10 protein-coding genes are annotated in these 17,459 nt (G+C 59.8%); 3 read left to right on the top strand and 7 right to left on the bottom strand.

Annotated elements, in window-relative coordinates:
- Positions 1 to 107: 107 nt before the first annotated feature.
- The 4 genes from DKK66_RS10125 to gltB form a co-directional block, all read right to left on the bottom strand.
- Positions 108 to 1,445 carry an O-antigen ligase gene (locus DKK66_RS10125; protein ID WP_165494150.1) on the bottom strand — a complete coding sequence of 446 codons (1,338 nt, stop codon included), beginning with the start codon at positions 1,443 to 1,445 and terminating at the stop codon, positions 108 to 110.
- 246 nt (positions 1,446 to 1,691) lie between these two features.
- A complete protein-coding gene (locus DKK66_RS10120) occupies positions 1,692 to 3,110 on the bottom strand; it encodes an FAD-dependent oxidoreductase (protein WP_131357691.1) in 1,419 nt (472 codons plus the stop codon).
- A gap of 65 nt (positions 3,111 to 3,175) precedes the next feature.
- On the bottom strand, positions 3,176 to 3,538 hold the full coding sequence (locus tag DKK66_RS10115) for a four helix bundle protein (RefSeq protein ID WP_089085106.1): 363 nt from the start codon (positions 3,536 to 3,538) through the stop codon (positions 3,176 to 3,178).
- A gap of 33 nt (positions 3,539 to 3,571) precedes the next feature.
- Positions 3,572 to 8,020: a glutamate synthase large subunit gene (gene gltB / locus DKK66_RS10110; protein ID WP_131357688.1), complete on the bottom strand. Its 4,449-nt coding sequence runs from the start codon at positions 8,018 to 8,020 to the stop codon at positions 3,572 to 3,574.
- Between the two features lie 296 nt (positions 8,021 to 8,316).
- On the opposite strand from gltB, the gene DKK66_RS10105 reads away from it, so the two are divergent.
- Positions 8,317 to 9,834, top strand: coding sequence for a phosphatidylserine/phosphatidylglycerophosphate/cardiolipin synthase family protein (locus DKK66_RS10105; RefSeq protein WP_131357685.1), 1,518 nt, complete (start codon positions 8,317 to 8,319; stop codon positions 9,832 to 9,834).
- Positions 9,835 to 10,327: 493 nt separating this feature from the next.
- On the top strand, positions 10,328 to 12,583 hold the full coding sequence (locus DKK66_RS10100; protein WP_045846677.1) for an arginine/lysine/ornithine decarboxylase: 2,256 nt from the start codon (positions 10,328 to 10,330) through the stop codon (positions 12,581 to 12,583).
- 53 nt (positions 12,584 to 12,636) lie between these two features.
- Here DKK66_RS10100 and DKK66_RS10095 read toward each other — a convergent pair whose 3' ends face one another.
- Positions 12,637 to 13,416: a ferredoxin--NADP reductase gene (locus DKK66_RS10095; protein WP_131357682.1), complete on the bottom strand. Its 780-nt coding sequence runs from the start codon at positions 13,414 to 13,416 to the stop codon at positions 12,637 to 12,639.
- A 101-nt stretch (positions 13,417 to 13,517) separates the two neighbouring features.
- Complete coding sequence (locus DKK66_RS10090; RefSeq protein ID WP_131357679.1) at positions 13,518 to 14,663, bottom strand: PLP-dependent aspartate aminotransferase family protein; 1,146 nt, start codon at positions 14,661 to 14,663, stop codon at positions 13,518 to 13,520.
- Between the two features lie 321 nt (positions 14,664 to 14,984).
- Here DKK66_RS10090 and DKK66_RS10085 point away from each other — a divergent pair, with 321 nt between their 5' ends.
- A complete protein-coding gene (locus DKK66_RS10085) occupies positions 14,985 to 16,640 on the top strand; it encodes a long-chain fatty acid--CoA ligase (RefSeq protein WP_242673471.1) in 1,656 nt (551 codons plus the stop codon).
- A 62-nt stretch (positions 16,641 to 16,702) separates the two neighbouring features.
- Here the strand turns inward: DKK66_RS10085 and DKK66_RS10080 are convergent, their stop codons facing one another.
- Positions 16,703 to 17,362: an amino acid ABC transporter permease gene (locus DKK66_RS10080; RefSeq protein ID WP_062788883.1), complete on the bottom strand. Its 660-nt coding sequence runs from the start codon at positions 17,360 to 17,362 to the stop codon at positions 16,703 to 16,705.
- Positions 17,363 to 17,459 lie beyond the last annotated feature (97 nt).

Raw genomic sequence — 17,459 nt, 5'->3', positions numbered from 1 at the left:
GTTACATCCTGAACAGCAAACATGGGGACACGGCAAGCGGCGTGATTAAACTACAAGATCCGGTATCGCCTAAGCGCAGGGACAGCCGCCAAATTGTCGAATCCACATCAATAACCTTGGCCTGGCTTGGCCATGGCAATCATCTCTGCCAGCAAGGCACCGGCCACAAACAACAACAGCTGCAGCATATGATCGCGGAAGATGCTTTCGTTGAGCATACGACCCAGAAAACCACACACCATCAGCATCAGCATCAGTCCGCGAACATCCTGCTGATAGCGGAAGCGCCGGTAGCCGGTGACAAACAGGCTGGCACAAAACAGCAGCCACAGCACAATGCCCGGCACACCCAGAGCCAGCCCAAGGTCGATGAAGCCGCTATGGGCATGCCCCAGATTATTCTTGATGCCCATGCTGGTGGCGGCCTGGGCAAATACTTCGCGCATGAAGCCGAATCCAAGGGGATGGCTGGCAATCATGTCCAGACCACTGTGAATCCAGGCCACGCGTTTGAAGGCCGAGTCATCCACCGGTTCGCCGTTTGACATCAGCGGCAGGGGGCCGATCTGCGTCCAGCTGGGATGATGCTGGTAGTCCCAGCCTGCAGCCACGGACTCGGTAAACGCCAGATTGCGACTGTCCTGCTTGATGGCATACACCACCAAGCTACTCAGCGTTCCAATCACCACCAGCCAGATCAGCAATAACTTGGCCCAGCCATGCTTCACCCCCTGGAAAATGGAATATAACAACAGCATGGAAAAGCTGAGGTAGACCATGCCTATCATGCCGTTGCGCGCAGCAGCATGCAGGCTGACGAACACGAACAAGGCCAGAATGGCCAGCAGCCATGGTTTGCTGATGCGGCTGACCCGTTGCCGGCCCCAATGACCAAAACACAGGGTAGCGACGACAAAGGCCAGCACAAAGTTGATCAGGAAGGTGAACTCAAGATACGTGGGTGTGGAAAATGTTTCGCGATAAGGCCAGGTACCAGTCGCAAGATACTGGTAGGCCTCAAGGCCGAACTCGGCCAGCGCCAGCGCTACCCCACCGGCAATCACGACATCAATGATGGAATACTTGCGCCATACCCGGTACAAAACCATCCCGATAAAGAACCACAAGGTAGCCATGCCCAGCTGGCTGCGCAGTTCCGCCATGGAAATGGCTGGCCAGCGTGATAACAACAAGGTATGCAGAGTGGCATAAGCCATGAACAGGGCCAGCAGGATGATGGGATATCTGGCAGCGCGGAAGGTGGGCCAGCTGTGGCGCAATAAAGGCAGCGCCAACAGCAGCAGGCCGCCTTGCAAGGCATAGCGCAGCGCTACCGTATGCCCCACACTGCATACGGCAACATAGATGAAAGACAGCAACAGTACCGCTATTGCGTGCCAGCCCTTGCTGGCCGCCGTGTCGCTGATCGACAGAAAACGACTCATGAATACCTCATACATGGCAAACAATGATGGCCAGGCATGCATCTCGCCGTGTACACACGGTGTGCAGGCAGCCACATTCCAAAATGCGTGCGGACCGAGCAGATGGTGTGCAAACCAGTCTGCATAATCAAAATCAAAAACGGCACATTGTAACAGCTGCCTTGAGTACAGCCACATACCGCATGCGTAAAGAAAAAGCCCGCCAGACGGCGGGCTTCTTTACTCAAGCTATCAGGCAGTCCCTGCTTACCACACCTGCAGGTAGCTCAGGATGCCTTCTGCCGCCTGACGACCTTCGAACACGGCACGTACCACCAGGTCGGCACCGCGTACCTGGTCGCCACCGGCGAAGATCTTGGCGTGGCTGGTCTGGTACTTGAACCTGGACTTTTCCGAGGCGATGGTGCGGCCATTGGGCTGGCTGCTGATGCCGGCGCGGTCGAACCAGCTGGCTGCTTCCGCCTGGAAGCCGAAGGCGATGATGACGTGGTCGCACTCGATGCGCTCTTCGCTGCCCGGTACGATCTCGGCATTGCGACGGCCTTTGGCATCCGGCTCACCCAGGCGGGTTTCAGCCAGGATCACCGCCAGCGCGCCATTGGGCAGTTGTTCGATGCCCACCGGCTGGCTGTTCCAGCGGAATTCCACGCCCTCTTCCTTGGCATTGGCCACTTCGCGCTTGGAGCCCGGCATGTTTGCCTCGTCACGGCGGTAGGCGCAGGTGACACGCTTGGCACCCTGACGGATGGCGGTGCGGTTGCAGTCCATGGCGGTGTCGCCACCACCCAGCACCACCACGCGCTTGCCGGCCATGGAGATGGCAGGCTCGTCTGCAGGCAGGGTTTCCATGCACTGGCGCACGTTGTTCACCAGATACGGCAGTGCTTCCAGCACGCCTGGCAGGTCTTCACCGGCAAAGCCACCCTTCATGTACTTGTAAGCACCCATGCCCATGAATACGGCGTCGTACTGTTCCAGCAGGGCTTCGATTTCGATGTCCTTGCCGATTTCGGTATTCAGCACGAATTCCACGCCCATGCCTTGCATGATTTCGCGGCGGCGCTGAACGACTGCCTTTTCCAGCTTGAATTCCGGGATGCCGAAGGTAAGCAGGCCGCCGATTTCTTCGTAGCGGTCGTATACCACCGGCTTCACGCCGTTGCGTACCAGCACGTCGGCACAGGCAAGGCCTGCCGGGCCGGCACCGATGACGGCAACCTTCTTGTCGCTCCAGATCACCTTGGACATGTCCGGACGCCAGCCAGCTTTGTAGGCTTCGTCGGTGATGTATTTTTCGATGCTGCCGATGGTAACGGCACCGAAACCACCCTGATTCAGCGTGCAAGAGCCTTCACACAGGCGGTCTTGCGGGCATACACGGCCGCAGATTTCCGGCAGGCTGTTGGTCTTGTGCGACATTTCGGCCGCTTCGAACAGCTTGCCTTCGGTCACCAGCTTCAGCCAGTTGGGAATGTAGTTGTGTACCGGGCATTCCCATTCGCAATAGGGGTTGCCACAGGACAGGCAGCGGCCTGCCTGGTCGGCGGCATCCACCTTGTGCAGCGGTTGATAGATTTCCTTGAACTCAATCTTGCGCACCGCGGCTTCGACTTTTTCGCCGGGGTTGCGGGAGAGCTTCATGAACTGAAAAACATCACCTGACATCGTTTTCTCCCTGTTTGGGAGTGGGGAGTCGGGAGTGGAGAGTAACCACGTACCGACCAACCCACTTAATCTTTCAATTTGTTTCGCAAACTGCTGATCAATGCAGAAAGCAGCTTTCCGGTTTTGTTGAGTGCCGGGATTCCTGAATGATGCGGTGGGAGATAGCCAAGGCGGACTGCCAATTCCAGCTGTGTATCCATCTCACTGAGTGAGCCACGCGCCACAACCAGAAAATGGACATAGTCTCTGGTGGTACTGCGTGCGGCCCCTTCAGCAATATTGGAGGGAATGGACACTGCTGCGCGCCTAAGCTGGGCTGTCAGACCGAACTTTTCTTCGGCAGGAAAGCTGGCGGTTAATTGATAAATCAACTGTGCCAAATTCATGCTTTCCTGCCAGGCGTGTAGCTGCTTGTGCGGCTTGTCCACTCCCTACTCCCTACTCACCACTCCCGGCTTACCTCAATCCTTGAGCAGGCTGTCCAACGTGGCGGCCTTCGGCTTCACCAGCCAGAAGTAGTCCACGTAGTCGTCGAAGTTTTGCAGCATGGCGCGGCCGGTTTCAGAGCCGGTCAGCTCGACATGCTTGGCAATCTTCTCCAGCAGGAAGGCACGGTACATGCCCATTGCTTCGCCGTTGATCAGATGAATGTCGACCAGTTCATTGTTGTAGCGGTAGGCAAAGCGCTCGCCCGGGTCGTAGACGAAGGCGAAGCCACCGGTCATGCCGGCACCGAAGTTGTAGCCGGTTTCGCCCAGCACGATGACGGTACCGCCGGTCATGTATTCGCAGCAGTGGTCGCCCGCACCTTCGATAACCGCCAGCGCGCCGGAGTTACGCACACCGAAACGCTCGCCGGCCACACCGGCGGCAAACAGCTGGCCACCGGTGGCGCCGTACAGGCAGGTGTTACCGATGATGATGGCTTCGCCGCTTTCATACGCCGCATTCTTCGGCGGGTAGATGGTGACGCGGCCACCGGCCATGCCCTTGCCCACGTAGTCGTTGGCATCGCCTTCCAGCTCCAGGTGCAGGCCAGGCGCGTTCCATACGCCAAAGCTCTGACCGGCGCTGCCGTTGAACTTGACCTTGAGGCAGCCAAACGGCAGGCCAGCCGCACCGTGTACACGGGCGATTTCGCCGGATAGGCGGGCACCAATGGAACGGTGGATGTTCTCGATCGGGTAGGACAGTTCCAGCATCTGCTTGTTATGGATGGCAGGCAGTGCATCGGCCAGGATCTGCTCGGCCAGCTCGCCCTTGTCGAAGGACGGGTTGCTGTCGCTGATGCAGAAGCGCGGCACATCATCCGGCACCGTGCCTTGTGACAGCAGCGGCGACAGGTCTAGCTTGCCTTGCTTGGTGGTTTCGCCTTCCAGCAGTTCCATCAGGTCCATGCGGCCGATCAGCTCTTCCATGCTGCGTACGCCCAGCTTGGCCATCCATTCGCGGGTTTCGCGGGCGATGAACAGGAAGTAGTTCATCACCATTTCCGGCAGGCCGAGGAAGTACTTGGAGCGCAGCTTGATTTCCTGGGTGGCCACGCCGGTGGCGCAGTTGTTCAGGTGGCAGATACGCAGGTATTTGCAGCCCAGCGCCACCATCGGGCCGGTACCGAAGCCGAAGCTTTCCGCACCGAGGATGGCTGCCTTGATGACGTCCAGACCGGTTTTCAGACCACCGTCGGTCTGCACCCGTACCCGGCCACGCAGGCCGTTGGCACGCAGCACTTGCTGTGCTTCGGACAGGCCCAGTTCCCACGGCGAGCCAGCGTACTTCACCGAGGTCAGCGGCGACGCACCGGTACCACCGTCGTAACCGGAGATGGTGATCAGGTCGGCATAGGCCTTGGCCACACCGGCGGCAATGGTGCCCACGCCCGGCTCGGCCACCAGTTTTACCGATACCAGTGCGGTCGGGTTGACCTGCTTCAGGTCGAAGATCAGCTGGGCCAGGTCTTCGATGGAGTAAATATCGTGGTGCGGCGGCGGCGAAATCAGGCTGATGCCTTCCTTGGCGTGACGCAGGCGGGCAATCAGGCCGGTCACCTTGTCGCCCGGCAGCTGGCCACCCTCACCCGGCTTGGCGCCCTGGGCCACCTTGATCTGCAGCACTTCGGCATTCACCAGGTAATGCGGGGTGACGCCAAAGCGGCCGGAGGCCACCTGCTTGATCTTGGACATCTTTTCGGTGCCGTAGCGGGCGGCGTCTTCACCACCTTCACCGGAGTTGGAACGGCCACCCAGACGGTTCATGGCGGTTGCCAGTGCCTCGTGGGCTTCCGGCGACAGCGCACCCAGCGACATGCCGGCAGAGTCGAAACGCTTGAGAATGGCTTCGATTGGCTCGACTTCGTCGATGGAGATCGGCTGTTCGGCCAGTTTCACCTTCATCAGGTCGCGCAGCATGGCTACCGGACGGGTGTTCACCGTGTCGGCGTATTGCTGGTAGGCCTGATAGTCGTCGTTCTGTACCGCTTTTTGCAGCAGTTGCACCACGTCCGGGTTGTAGGCGTGGTATTCCTCGCCGTGCACGTACTTGAGCAGGCCGCCTTGCGAAATCGGGCGCATCGGGTTGAAGGCAAAGCGCAGCAGTTGTTGCTGGTCGTCTTCGAAGTCCTCGAAGCTGGCACCGGATACGCGCGACACGGTGCCCTTCAGGCACAGGTCCACCACGTCCTTGTGGATGCCCACGGCTTCAAACAGCTGGGCGCCGCGATAGGAGGCGATGGTGGAAATACCCATCTTGGACAGCACTTTGAGCAGGCCCTTGTTGATGCCCTTGCGGTAGTGCTGCAGTGCTTCGTTGATCTTGCAGTTGACCACGCCGCTGTTCACCAGGTCGATGATGCTCTGGTAAGCGAGGTAAGGATAAACCGCGGTGGCACCATAACCGATGACACAGGCCATCTGGTGCGCGTCGCGCACGGTGCCGGTTTCCAGCAGGATGTTGGTCTTGCAGCGCAGGCCGCTTTCAATCAGCGCATGGTGTACCGCACCGGTGGCAAACAGCGCATGGATAGGCAGACGGCCCTGGGTGATGATGCGGTCGGACAGCACCACGATCACCGTGCCTTCCTGAACGGCTTCGATCACGTGCTGGCACAGCTTTTCGATGGCTTGCTTGAGCGAGCTTTCGTTCGGGTCGTAGCACAGGTCGAAGGTGGTGGCCTTCAGATACGGTTCCGGACGAGTGGTAACGCGCACGAATTTTTCGTGCGACAGCACCGGCGAACGCACTTCCAGACGCTTGGCGTGCTCGGCGCTCTCCTCGAACATATTGCGTTCCGGGCCAAACACGCTGTTGAGCGACATCACCACCGCTTCGCGGATGGGGTCGATCGGCGGGTTGGTCACCTGGGCAAACTGTTGGCGCAGGTAGTCGAAGGGCGAGCGCACTTTCTGGCTGAGCACCGCCATCGGGGTGTCATCGCCCATGGAGCCAACAGCCTCCTGACCGTCTTCGGCCAATACACGTAGGATCTGGTCGCGCTCTTCAAAGCTGAAGTTGTACAGCTTTTGCAGACGGGACAGTTCTTCCTTGCTCACCGCCTCGATGCCGGCATCGTCCTCGATCGACAGTTCCAGATACTTGGCGCTGTCCTTGATCCACTGGCGATACGGCTTGGCGCTCTTGAGCATGGCGTCGATGTCTTCCGGCATCAGCAGCTCGCCGGTAGCCAGGTCGGCAGCAAACAGCTGGCCCGGTTTCACGCGGCCCTTGCGCAGTACGTCTTCCGGCTTGTAATCCCACACGCCCACTTCGGAGGCGATGGTAAGGATATTATCCTTGGTCAGCACCCAGCGTGCCGGACGCAGACCGTTGCGGTCCAGCATACAGGCGGCGTAGCGGCCATCGGTCAGCACGATGCCGGCCGGGCCGTCCCACGGCTCCATGTGCATGGAGTTGTATTCGTAGAAGGCGCGCAGGTCCTTGTCGGTGGAGTCGACGTTCTGCCAGGCCGGCGGCACCAGCAGGCGCAGCGCACGGAACAGCGGAATGCCGCCCATCAGCAGGCCTTCCAGCATATTGTCCAGGCTCATGGAGTCCGAACCGTCGGTCTGCACGATAGGGCGCACGGCGTCCATGTCGAGGTGCGGCGAGGCCATGATGCGCTCACGGGCACGCGCCCAGTAACGGTTGCCCTGTACGGTGTTGATTTCACCGTTGTGTGCCAGAAAGCGGAAGGGCTGTGCCAGCTTCCATTGCGGCCAGGTATTGGTGGAGAAGCGCTGGTGGAATACCGCCAGGCTAGATTCAAAACGCGGGTCGTTCAGGTCCAGGAAGAACTTGGGCAGGTTTTCCGGGGTCACCAGGCCTTTGTAGGACAGGGTGTGCGGCGACAGCGTGGGCAGGTAGAAGGACGGATCGTCCACCTTGTTGGCTTTTTCGGCCTGACGACGGCCCATGTACAGACGACGCTGGAAAGTCAGCTCGTCCATACCGAAAGGACAGTTCACGAAGACCTGGGAAATGGCAGGCAGGCTGGCCAGTGCGGCTTCGCCACAGGCGCTGACATCGGTCGGCACCACGCGGAAACCGGCAACTTCCAGTTGCTGGGCTTCCAGGAATTCCTTGAGGCGACGCAAGCTGCGTGCACCGATTTCACTGTCGGGGTGGTGGAATACCAGACCTGCGGCGTACACTGCCTTCAGCGCGATGTCGGCCTCGGCGGCCACTTCACGCAGGAAACCGTCCGGCTTGCGAAACAGCAAGCCACAGCCGTCGCCCGACTTGCCGTCTGCCGCCACCGCTCCACGGTGTGTCAGTTTGGCCAGCGAGGAGATGGCGGTTTCCACCAGCCAGTGGCTGGGTTTGTCGTCCAGTTGGGTGATAAGGCCGAATCCGCAGCTGTCCTGCTCGAAATCCGGGTGGTACAGGGTACCCTGCAACCAGCGCTGTCTGTCCATTGCTCTGTCCTGCTTATAATTGTGAATCGAATGAATTGATTCTAAGGGCAACTTGCTTGACCTTGCAACCAGTTATTGCCAATTTTCTCGCAACGCAATAACCTTTATTTTTCAAAGACTTGATTTAAATTTTCGCCAAAAAAATCAGGGAAAACCCGTAAAAAAAGTCCATTTTTCTTCCAGTTTTGTGACACCCATATTCAAAATTACGACCCATTCTGGTGCACGGCTGGCAAATCCAAAATAGCCAAAACCGCCAATTAATGAATATTGTAGGACAACATACATCACTCACCATGCGTAGCGACAGCACTACAGCCCCCGCTCAGGATTTCGTGCGCCAGCTGGCCGACCAGGCCTTCTCGCGTTCGGCCGGAGCACCGCTGATTGCCGGCAATCAGGTCAGGCTGCTGTACGACAGTACGGACAACTTTCCGGCATGGAAACAGGCCATTGCCGCAGCAGAAGAGTCGGTGTTCATCGAGATGTATATCGTGGCCAACGACGCGTTTGGCCGTGAAATCCGCCAGTTGCTGGCCGACAAGGCCGCGGCTGGCGTCAAGGTATGCCTGCTTTATGACTGGCTGGGCAGCTGGCGGCCATGGCTCACCGGCTTTTTCCGCCCGCTGCTGGCCGCCGGGGTCGAGGTGCGGGCCTACAATCCCCCCACGCTGACTGGCGGCCTGAGCCTGCTGGGGCGCAATCATCGCAAGCTGATCGTGGTGGACCGGCAGGAGGCCTTCATTTCCGGCTTGTGCATCAGTTCCAGCTGGGAAGGCCGGCCGCAAGACGGCATTGCCCCGTGGCGCGACACCGGCCTGTCCTTGCGTGGCCCGCTGCTGAGCGAGGCCATGGCGGCGTTTGCTGACAGCTGGGCCAGTTGTGGCCCGGCGCTGGACGCGCAATGGCTGGATTTTCCCACCCCGATCCCGGACAGCGGCACCATTGCCGCCCGCCTGATTGCCACCACCCCGTCCACCGCCCACATGATGCGGCTGGATTTGCTGATTGCCAGCTTTGCCCGCCGTACCCTGTGGCTGACCGATGCCTATTTCATGGGCACCAGCACCTATCTGTCCGCGCTGAAACAGGCGGCGCGCGATGGCGTTGATGTGCGGCTGCTGGTGCCCCGCTCCAGCGACATCCGCTGGATTGCCACCGTGTCGCGTACCATGTACCGGCCACTGCTGGAATCCGGCGTGCGGGTATTCGAGTGGAACGGCCCGATGATTCATGCCAAGACCGCCGTGGCGGATGGCCGCTGGGCGCGTATCGGTTCGACCAACCTGAACATTTCCAGCTGGCTGGCCAATCGCGAAATCGATGTCGCCATCGAGGACGAATGCGTGGCTGGCGAACTGGCCGCCCGCTTTTTGCAGGATCTGGAACAATCCACCGAAGTGGTGCTCAGTGGTCACAAGCGCACACCGGTGTTGACCCACCCGCGCCAGCGCCAGCAAGCCTCCTTCCTGTTTCCCAGTGCCGGGCATGCAGCGCGCAGCGGGGCCAGTGCGGCCGCCCGGCAGGCCGCGCGCATTGGCGATGCACTGGGTGCCGTGGTGCGCGGCACCCGCAGCATAGACAGCAGCGAAGCCACCGCTTTTCTCACCATCGGCCTGAGCCTGCTGGGCTTTGCCGTACTGGCCGCCCTGTTTCCCTGGCTGGTGGCCGGCCCGCTGGTTTTCCTGCTCACCCTGAGCGGTGGCGCCATCGTGTTGAAGGCATTGGGCCTGTATCGGCGGCGCAATGAAAAAAAACAACAGTTGGGCGAGACAAAAAATAATCTCAAACCGCCAGTCCCGCCTGCGGGCTAAACCGTCTTAAAACAATCCTTTAAGCCTGCTGCGTCCTGCTGAAAGCCTTGCCAGACAAGGATTTCAGCAGGATATTTGATCAAACCTGCAGAATATTTTCACTCTCTGATATTGCCTTGCAACACAAGCACGGTAAAAGGACTACAATGCGCGCTTTCTTGGGATGTTCTCCAAGCCGGCCGACGTGAAGGACGCACGCTCATCGTGCTCCCTAAGGAAGCCGGGGATCTGCGGCCACTCCACGTCAGCCTGCAGGATGCACCCCGGTTTTCGTGCGCACCGCGGCGCAAAGCGCCCCGTTTTTACGCGCCTCAAGGCCAGCCTCGCCAACCCGGCGACTGCGCCCCAACGCGCACCGAGTGACACTGCAGCAAGCTGCGGGCCGACAGGCGTTACAGGTGCACGGTAGTGTCCTTGCCCATGGCAAGGGCTGCCTTCCTGAATGGCCATCCCCGGCTGTGGTGTCCGAGTTTTGACCGACAAGGACTCAGGTATGCGTTTTCACTTCCCCATCGTCATCATCGACGAGGACTTCCGCTCGGAAAACACCAGCGGCTCCGGCATCCGCGAACTGGCAGCAGCCATGGAGGCCGAAGGCATGAGCGTGATTGGTTACACCAGCTATGGTGACCTCACCTCTTTTGCCCAGCAGCAAAGCCGGGCAGCCGGTTTCATCCTGTCCATCGACGACGAAGAGTTCCAGACCGACGACGCATCGGAAAACGCCCTGGGCCAGCTGTACAGCTTTGTGGCGGAAATCCGCCGCCGTAACCCGGACATCCCGGTCTACCTGTATGGCGAAACCCGTACCGCGCGCCATATTCCCAACGACATCCTGCGCGAGCTGCATGGTTTCATCCACATGCACGAAGACACGCCGGAATTCGTGGCACGCCATATCATCCGCGAATCCAAGAGCTACCTGGACAGCCTGGCCCCGCCGTTCTTCCGCGCGCTGGTGGACTACGCCCACGATGGCTCCTACTCCTGGCACTGCCCGGGTCACTCCGGTGGCGTGGCCTTCCTGAAGAGCCCGGTCGGCCAGATGTTCCACCAGTTTTTTGGCGAAAACATGCTGCGCGCCGACGTGTGCAATGCGGTGGACGAACTGGGCCAGTTGCTGGACCACACCGGCCCGATTGCCGCCTCGGAACGCAATGCAGCGCGCATTTTCAATGCCGACCACCTGTTCTTCGTCACCAACGGCACTTCGACTTCCAACAAGATCGTATGGCACAGCTGCGTGGCAGCCGGTGACATCGTGCTGGTGGACCGCAACTGCCACAAGTCCAACCTGCACGCCATCATGATGACCGGTGCCATTCCGGTATTCCTGATGCCCACGCGCAATCACTACGGCATCATCGGCCCGATTCCCAAGTCGGAATTCCAGCTGGAAAGCATCAAGAAGAAGATTCTGGCCAACCCCTTTGCCCGCGAAGCACTGGAAAAGAACCCCAAGCTCAAGCCGCGCATCCTCACCATCACCCAGTCCACCTACGATGGCATCCTGTACAACGTGGAAGAGATCAAGGGCCTGCTGGATGGCGAAGTGGACACGCTGCACTTTGACGAAGCCTGGCTGCCGCACGCCAGCTTCCACGACTTCTATGGCGACTTCCACGCCATTGGCGAAGGCCGTCCGCGTTGCAAGGACAGTCTGATTTTCTCCACCCAGTCCACCCACAAGCTGCTGGCCGGTATCAGCCAGGCCTCGCAGATTCTGGTGCAGGACCCGCAAAACCGTCAGCTGGATACCGCCTGGTTCAACGAGGCCTATCTGATGCACACCTCCACCAGCCCGCAATATTCCATTATTGCCAGCTGCGACGTGGCAGCCGCCATGATGGAACAGCCGGGCGGCCAGGCACTGGTGGAAGAATCGCTGGTGGAAGCACTGGACTTCCGTCGCGCCATGCGCAAGGTGGACGAGGAATACGGCAACGACTGGTGGTTCAGCGTATGGGGCCCGGACGAGCTGTCCGACGACGGCATCTGCGACCCGGTGGACTGGGAACTGAAACCCGGCGCGCACTGGCACGGTTTTGCCGGTATCGAAGAAGGCTTCAACCTGCTGGACCCGATCAAGGCCACCGTGCTGACCCCGGGTCTGGACGTGGACGGCAGCTTCGAAGAAATGGGCATTCCGGCCGCCATCGTCACCAAGTACCTCACCGAACACGGTGTGGTGGTGGAAAAAACCGGCCTGTACAGCTTCTTCATCATGTTCACCATCGGCATTACCAAGGGCCGCTGGAACACGCTGATTTCGCTGCTGCAGCAGTTCAAGGACGACTTCGACAAGAACCAGCCGTTGTGGCGCGCCATGCCGGACTTTGTCTCGCGCTACCCGCAGTACGAACGCGTGGGCCTGCGCGACCTGTGCCAGCGCATTCATGCGCTGTACACCAAGCACGACATCGCCCGCCTGACCACCGAGATCTATCTGTCCGAGATGGAGCCGGCCATGCGTCCGGCCGATGCCTTTGCCAAGATGGCGCACCGCGAGATCGAACGCGTGCCGGTAGACCAGCTGGAAGGCCGCGTCACCGCCGTACTGCTCACCCCGTATCCGCCGGGCATACCGCTGCTGATTCCGGGCGAGCGTTTCAACAAGACCATTGTTGACTACCTGCGCTTTGCCCAGGCCTTCAACCGCGAACTGCCGGGCTTCGAGACCGACGTCCACGGCCTGGTGGCCACCGATGTGGAAGGCCGCAAGGTGTACTGCGTGGATTGCGTCAAGTAAACGCGAACCATCAAGTCAAAAGCCCCACTGCAGTGGGGCTTTTTTGTTTTGACTTACCAGCCGTTCTCCAGCACCAGATGACCGGGAGCACTCAGCCGGCTCAGGCGGAAGCCCATTTTCATCAGCTGGCGGTGGGTGTCCTCCACCATGGCCGGATTGCCACAGATCATGAAGCGCGTACGCTCCACTGTCAGCGGCAGGCCGGTAGCCTCGGCCAGCTCACCGCTGGCCAGCAAGGCGGGGATGCGCTGTTGCAACATGCCGGGTTCGGCCTGACGAGTTACCACCGGCACATAGTGCAGCCGGTCGCCCCACTCCGCCCACAAGGGGTGCTGGCGCAGCGCATCAATCTCGCTGCGGTAGGCCAGTTCGCTGACCTCACGCACACAGTGCACCAGTACGATATGGGCAAAACGCTGCCACACCTCGGGTTGCTGCAGGATGGACAGATAGGGTGCCAGACCTGTACCGGTAGCCAGCAGCCACAGGTCATCACCATCGGGCAGACGGTCCACGGTGAAGAAACCGTTGGCCTTGTTGTCCAGCAATACCGTGTCACCCACCTGCAAACGCGCCAGGCGTGAGGTGAACAGCCCGTCCGGCACCACGATGGAGAAAAACTCCAGATGCTCGTCCCAACTGGCGGAAGTCATGGAATATGCCCGCCACACCATGCCGCCGTTTTCCAGCGGCAGGCCCAGCCGGGCAAACTGGCCGGGGACAAAACGCCAGGATTCAGGGCGGCTCAGGCGAAAGCTGAACAGCTTTTCACTCCAGTGCTGCAAGGAAAGAATGGTCTGGGTGGTGTATTTTTCTGCTGCGGGGGCGCTCATGAGTAATACCTTAGTAATTTACTCAGGTAATTTACCGCATCAGGGCCGCCACAACAAGCCAGACCCGGCTTGCCGCGCAGCCCGTTTCACCTCATGACGGCTTAATCGGCCAGTGCCTGTGCCAGATCCGCCAGAATGTCTTCGATATCTTCCACGCCGATGGACAGGCGCAGGCCGCCTTCACGGATGCCCAGTGCAGCTTTCTGCTCCGGTGGCATACCGCCGTGCGACATGGTGTAGCTGTGGTTGACCAGCGATTCCACCCCACCCAGCGATTCGGCCAGTGCAAACAGCTGCAGCTTGCTGGCCACCCGGCTGGCTTCGGCACGGGTGTCTTCTTTCAGCCAGATGGTGACGATGCCGCCAAAGCGACGCATCTGTTGTTTGGCGATGTCATGACCGGGATGGTCGGCAAAGCCGGGGAAGAATACTTTTTCCACCTTGGGATGGCCCTGCAGGAAGGCCGCTACTTGTTCGGCATTGTCGCAGTGGCGGTCCATGCGCAGGTGCAGGGTTTTGATGCCGCGCAGGGTGAGGAAGCAATCCTGCGGCCCCGGCACGCCACCGGCCGAGTTCTGGATGAACTTGATGTCGGCAAACAGTTTGTCGTCGCTGACCGCCACCAGTCCCAGCAATACGTCGGAATGGCCGCCCAGGTATTTGGTGGCGGAATGCACCACGATGTCGGCGCCCAGGTCGATGGGGTTCTGCAGATACGGTGTGGCAAAGGTGCTGTCCACCGCCACCACCGCGCCATGCTGGTGCGCAATGGCAGACAAGGCGGTGATGTCCACCAGGTTCAGCAGCGGGTTGGTGGGCGACTCCAGCCACAGCAGCTTGGTGCGCGCGCTGATGGCTTGCTGCAAATTGGCCGGGTCGGTCAGGTCGACAAAAGTCACCGTGATACCGGCCGGTGCCATCACCTTGGTGAGCAGGCGATAAGCGCCACCGTACAGGTCGGCCACGGCAATCACTTCGTCACCCGGTTTCAGCGTGGCGCGCAACACGGCATCAATGGCAGCCATGCCGCTGGCAAAAGCCAGGCCGTGCCTGGCGTTTTCCAGACTGGCCAGGCAGCTTTCCAGCGCAGCGCGAGTAGGCGTACCGGTGCGGGCATAGGCAAATGGCAGTTGCTCGCCGACTTCGGCAAATTCAAAGGCCGAGGTTTGATAAATGGGAGGCATGACCGACTTGCAGTGCTGGCTGCTGTCATAGCCGGAATGGATGGTCTTGGTGGCAAATTTCATTATTGTTCCTGGTGGTCCTGTGCCAGTGACACCCTGATCAGGACGACAGTTAGCGCCCGACGACCGAGTGATACCAATGGCATGAATAACTGCACGATCATGACTGAAACCGGCACTTTACCGGCAATTTATTGATTATTCCCAAAAACAGACCGCAATTTTCTTTACACCGCAAGGGAATAGGGCTAATTTGCGCCGTCCTTGAATCAAACATTTGTACGAATGAAGCTAGAACGCGCTTTTGACATCCTCTTTCATCAATTGGAAAGCCTGCCGCGGCCAGATTGCCTGAGTGGCAAAGTCGACGGAAAGTGGCAATCCATGAGCAGCAGCACCGTGATGGAGGCTGTCAATGCACTCAGCCTGGGTTTGTTGCAACAAGGCATTCAGCGTGGCGATACCGTGGCCATTGCTGCCGACAACTGCCCCGAATGGGTGATTGTCGACTTTGCCCTGCAGCAGATCGGTGCCATCAGCGTACCGCTCTACCCTACCTGCACGCTGGAAGATGCACGCTATATCCTGGAGCATGCCGCGGTCAAGCTGGCGTTTGTCGGCAGCAGCGCATTGCAGCGCAAGCTGGAACAGGCGCTCTGTGGCCGCCCCTGCCCTTGCTATGGGCTCAAACCGCTAGACGGCCTGCCATGCTGGACGGCGCTGCGCGATGCCGGACGCCAGGGCAAGCTGCAGCAACTGGCGCTGCTGCGTAACAGCATCCAGCCGGATGATGTGTTCACCATCATTTATACCTCCGGCACCACCGGCCGCGCCAAGGGCGTGATGCTGTCCCACCGCAATGTGGTCAGCACCGTCACCGCCACGGCAGATCATACCCGCCTGCCCGCCGGCCAGTGCCGGGCGCTGAGCTTTTTACCGCTGTCACACATTTTCGAGCGCGCCGGCGTGCTGTATTACCTGCTGACCGGCAGCGGCGTGTATTTTTCCAGCGTCGAGGCGCTGTCCGGCAGCCTGGCCGAAGTCCGCCCGCACACCTTCAGCGCGGTTCCCCGCGTGCTGGAGAAAGTGCATGAAAAGCTGCACGCCAGGGCTGCCACGCTCAAGGGCTGGCAACGCCGCTTTTATCTGTGGGCACTGGCACGGGCCGAAGCCTACGAACCGAACCAGCCGCCACGCGGTCTGGCCGCCATCCGGCATGCCATTGCCGACCGTCTGGTATACCGCAAATGGCGCGCAGCCATGGGTGGCGAGTTACGCTGGGTGAATGTGGGCTCTGCTGCCTTGCAACCGCGTCTGGCACGACTGCTATGGGCCAGCGGCATTGCTGTGGCCGAAGGCTATGGCATGACGGAAGCCGCGCCGGTGATCACTGCCAATCCCTTTTCGCCAGACAAGGTACGCATTGGCAGCGTCGGCATCGCCCTGCAAGGTGTGGAACTGAAACTGGCCGAAGATGGCGAAATCCTGGTGCGCGGCCCCAATGTGATGGTGGGCTATTACCGCGAGCCGGAACTCACTGCCGAAACCCTGCAACAGGGCTGGCTGCATACCGGGGACATCGGCGTGCTGGAACAGGGCTATCTGCGCATTACCGACCGCAAGAAGGAAATGTTCAAGACCAGCAATGGCAAGTACATCGCGCCGCAGCTACTGGAAAACAAGCTGAAGGAGTCGGCCTATATTGACCAGATCATGGTGGTGGGCGATGGGCAGAAATTCGCTGCCGCGCTGATTGTGCCGCTGTATGAAAAGCTGCAGGAATGGTGCCAGGAACAGGGCATCACCTATACCAGCCATAGTGAAATGCGGCTGCATCCGCGCATCGTGGAACTGATAGAACGCGAGATCAAGCGCTTCAACCGCCACTTTGGCAGCTGGGAGCACATCAAGAAGTTTGCCCTGCTGGACAAGCCCTGGTGTGTGGACGCCGGCGAACTGGCTCCCACACTGAAGCTGCGCCGCAAGGTCATCAGCCAGCGCTGTCAGGCCTTGATAGAAAGCATGTACCGCCACGCCTGAGTGACAGGCCAGTCATGAAAATCCCCGCCTTGTGCGGGGATTTTTATTGGCCAGTAGCGCATTCAGCGCTGATGTGCCATGTCCAGCTTGCGCTCCACCCGCTTTTGCAGGCGCTCGAAGCTGGCACTCATCACCCAGTACAGTGCTGCAGCACCCAGATAGAGCGGCAGCGGCTGAAAGGTCTGGGCAATCACTTCCTTGGTGGCCAGCATCAGCTCGGTAACGGTAATGACAGACACCAGCGAGGTGTCCTTGATCAGGCTGATCAGCGAATTGGACAGGCTGGGCACGGACAGGCGCAAAGCCTGCGGTGCCACGATGTAGCGCATGGTCTGCCACCAGCTGAAACCCAGCGACAGCCCGGCATCCCACTGGCCACGCTCCACCCCGGCAATGCCGCCACGCAGGCTTTCCGACAGATAAGCCGCCACATTCAAGGTCAGGGCGATGATGCCTGCCGGTACCGGGTCCAGTTCGATACCGATGCCGGGCAAGCCGTAATAGATCACAAAAATCTGCACCAGCAGGGGGGTGCCGCGCATGGCGCTGACGTAAAAAGCCACCAGCTGCGACAGCACCGGCACCTTGCCCACCCGCAGCAAGGCCACCACGAAGCCCAGCAGCAAGCCCAGCACCATGGCCACCACGGCAAACATCAGCGTGTACAGCGCCCCTTTCAGCATTACCGGCAGGGCCGCCGCAATCAGATCTGCCCACTCCATGTTTTTATCCCCATTCAGAAACACCTGCGCCCCTGACCGGCAGGGGCGCAGCAATCAGCACATTCTAATGGTACTGAAGGCAAAACACGATGGCCGC

Origin of the sequence: Aquitalea sp. USM4 (assembly GCF_004328945.1) — a bacterium.
GTDB lineage: Bacteria > Pseudomonadota > Gammaproteobacteria > Burkholderiales > Chromobacteriaceae > Aquitalea > Aquitalea pelogenes.
The sequence above is the reverse complement of the archived record's forward strand: the minus strand, read 5'-3'. Positions and strand labels throughout refer to the sequence as shown.

Coding starts and splice junctions, on each gene's coding strand:
- DKK66_RS10125 (WP_165494150.1), bottom strand. CDS start 1,445: ATGAGTCGTTTTCTGTCGATCAGCGACACGGCGGCCAGCAAGGGCTGG.
- gltB (WP_131357688.1), bottom strand. CDS start 8,020: ATGGACAGACAGCGCTGGTTGCAGGGTACCCTGTACCACCCGGATTTC.
- DKK66_RS10105 (WP_131357685.1), top strand. CDS start 8,317: ATGCGTAGCGACAGCACTACAGCCCCCGCTCAGGATTTCGTGCGCCAG.
- DKK66_RS10080 (WP_062788883.1), bottom strand. CDS start 17,362: ATGGAGTGGGCAGATCTGATTGCGGCGGCCCTGCCGGTAATGCTGAAA.
- DKK66_RS10085 (WP_242673471.1), top strand. CDS start 14,985: ATGAGCAGCAGCACCGTGATGGAGGCTGTCAATGCACTCAGCCTGGGT.
- DKK66_RS10090 (WP_131357679.1), bottom strand. CDS start 14,663: ATGAAATTTGCCACCAAGACCATCCATTCCGGCTATGACAGCAGCCAG.
- DKK66_RS10100 (WP_045846677.1), top strand. CDS start 10,328: ATGCGTTTTCACTTCCCCATCGTCATCATCGACGAGGACTTCCGCTCG.
- DKK66_RS10120 (WP_131357691.1), bottom strand. CDS start 3,110: ATGTCAGGTGATGTTTTTCAGTTCATGAAGCTCTCCCGCAACCCCGGC.
- DKK66_RS10095 (WP_131357682.1), bottom strand. CDS start 13,416: ATGAGCGCCCCCGCAGCAGAAAAATACACCACCCAGACCATTCTTTCC.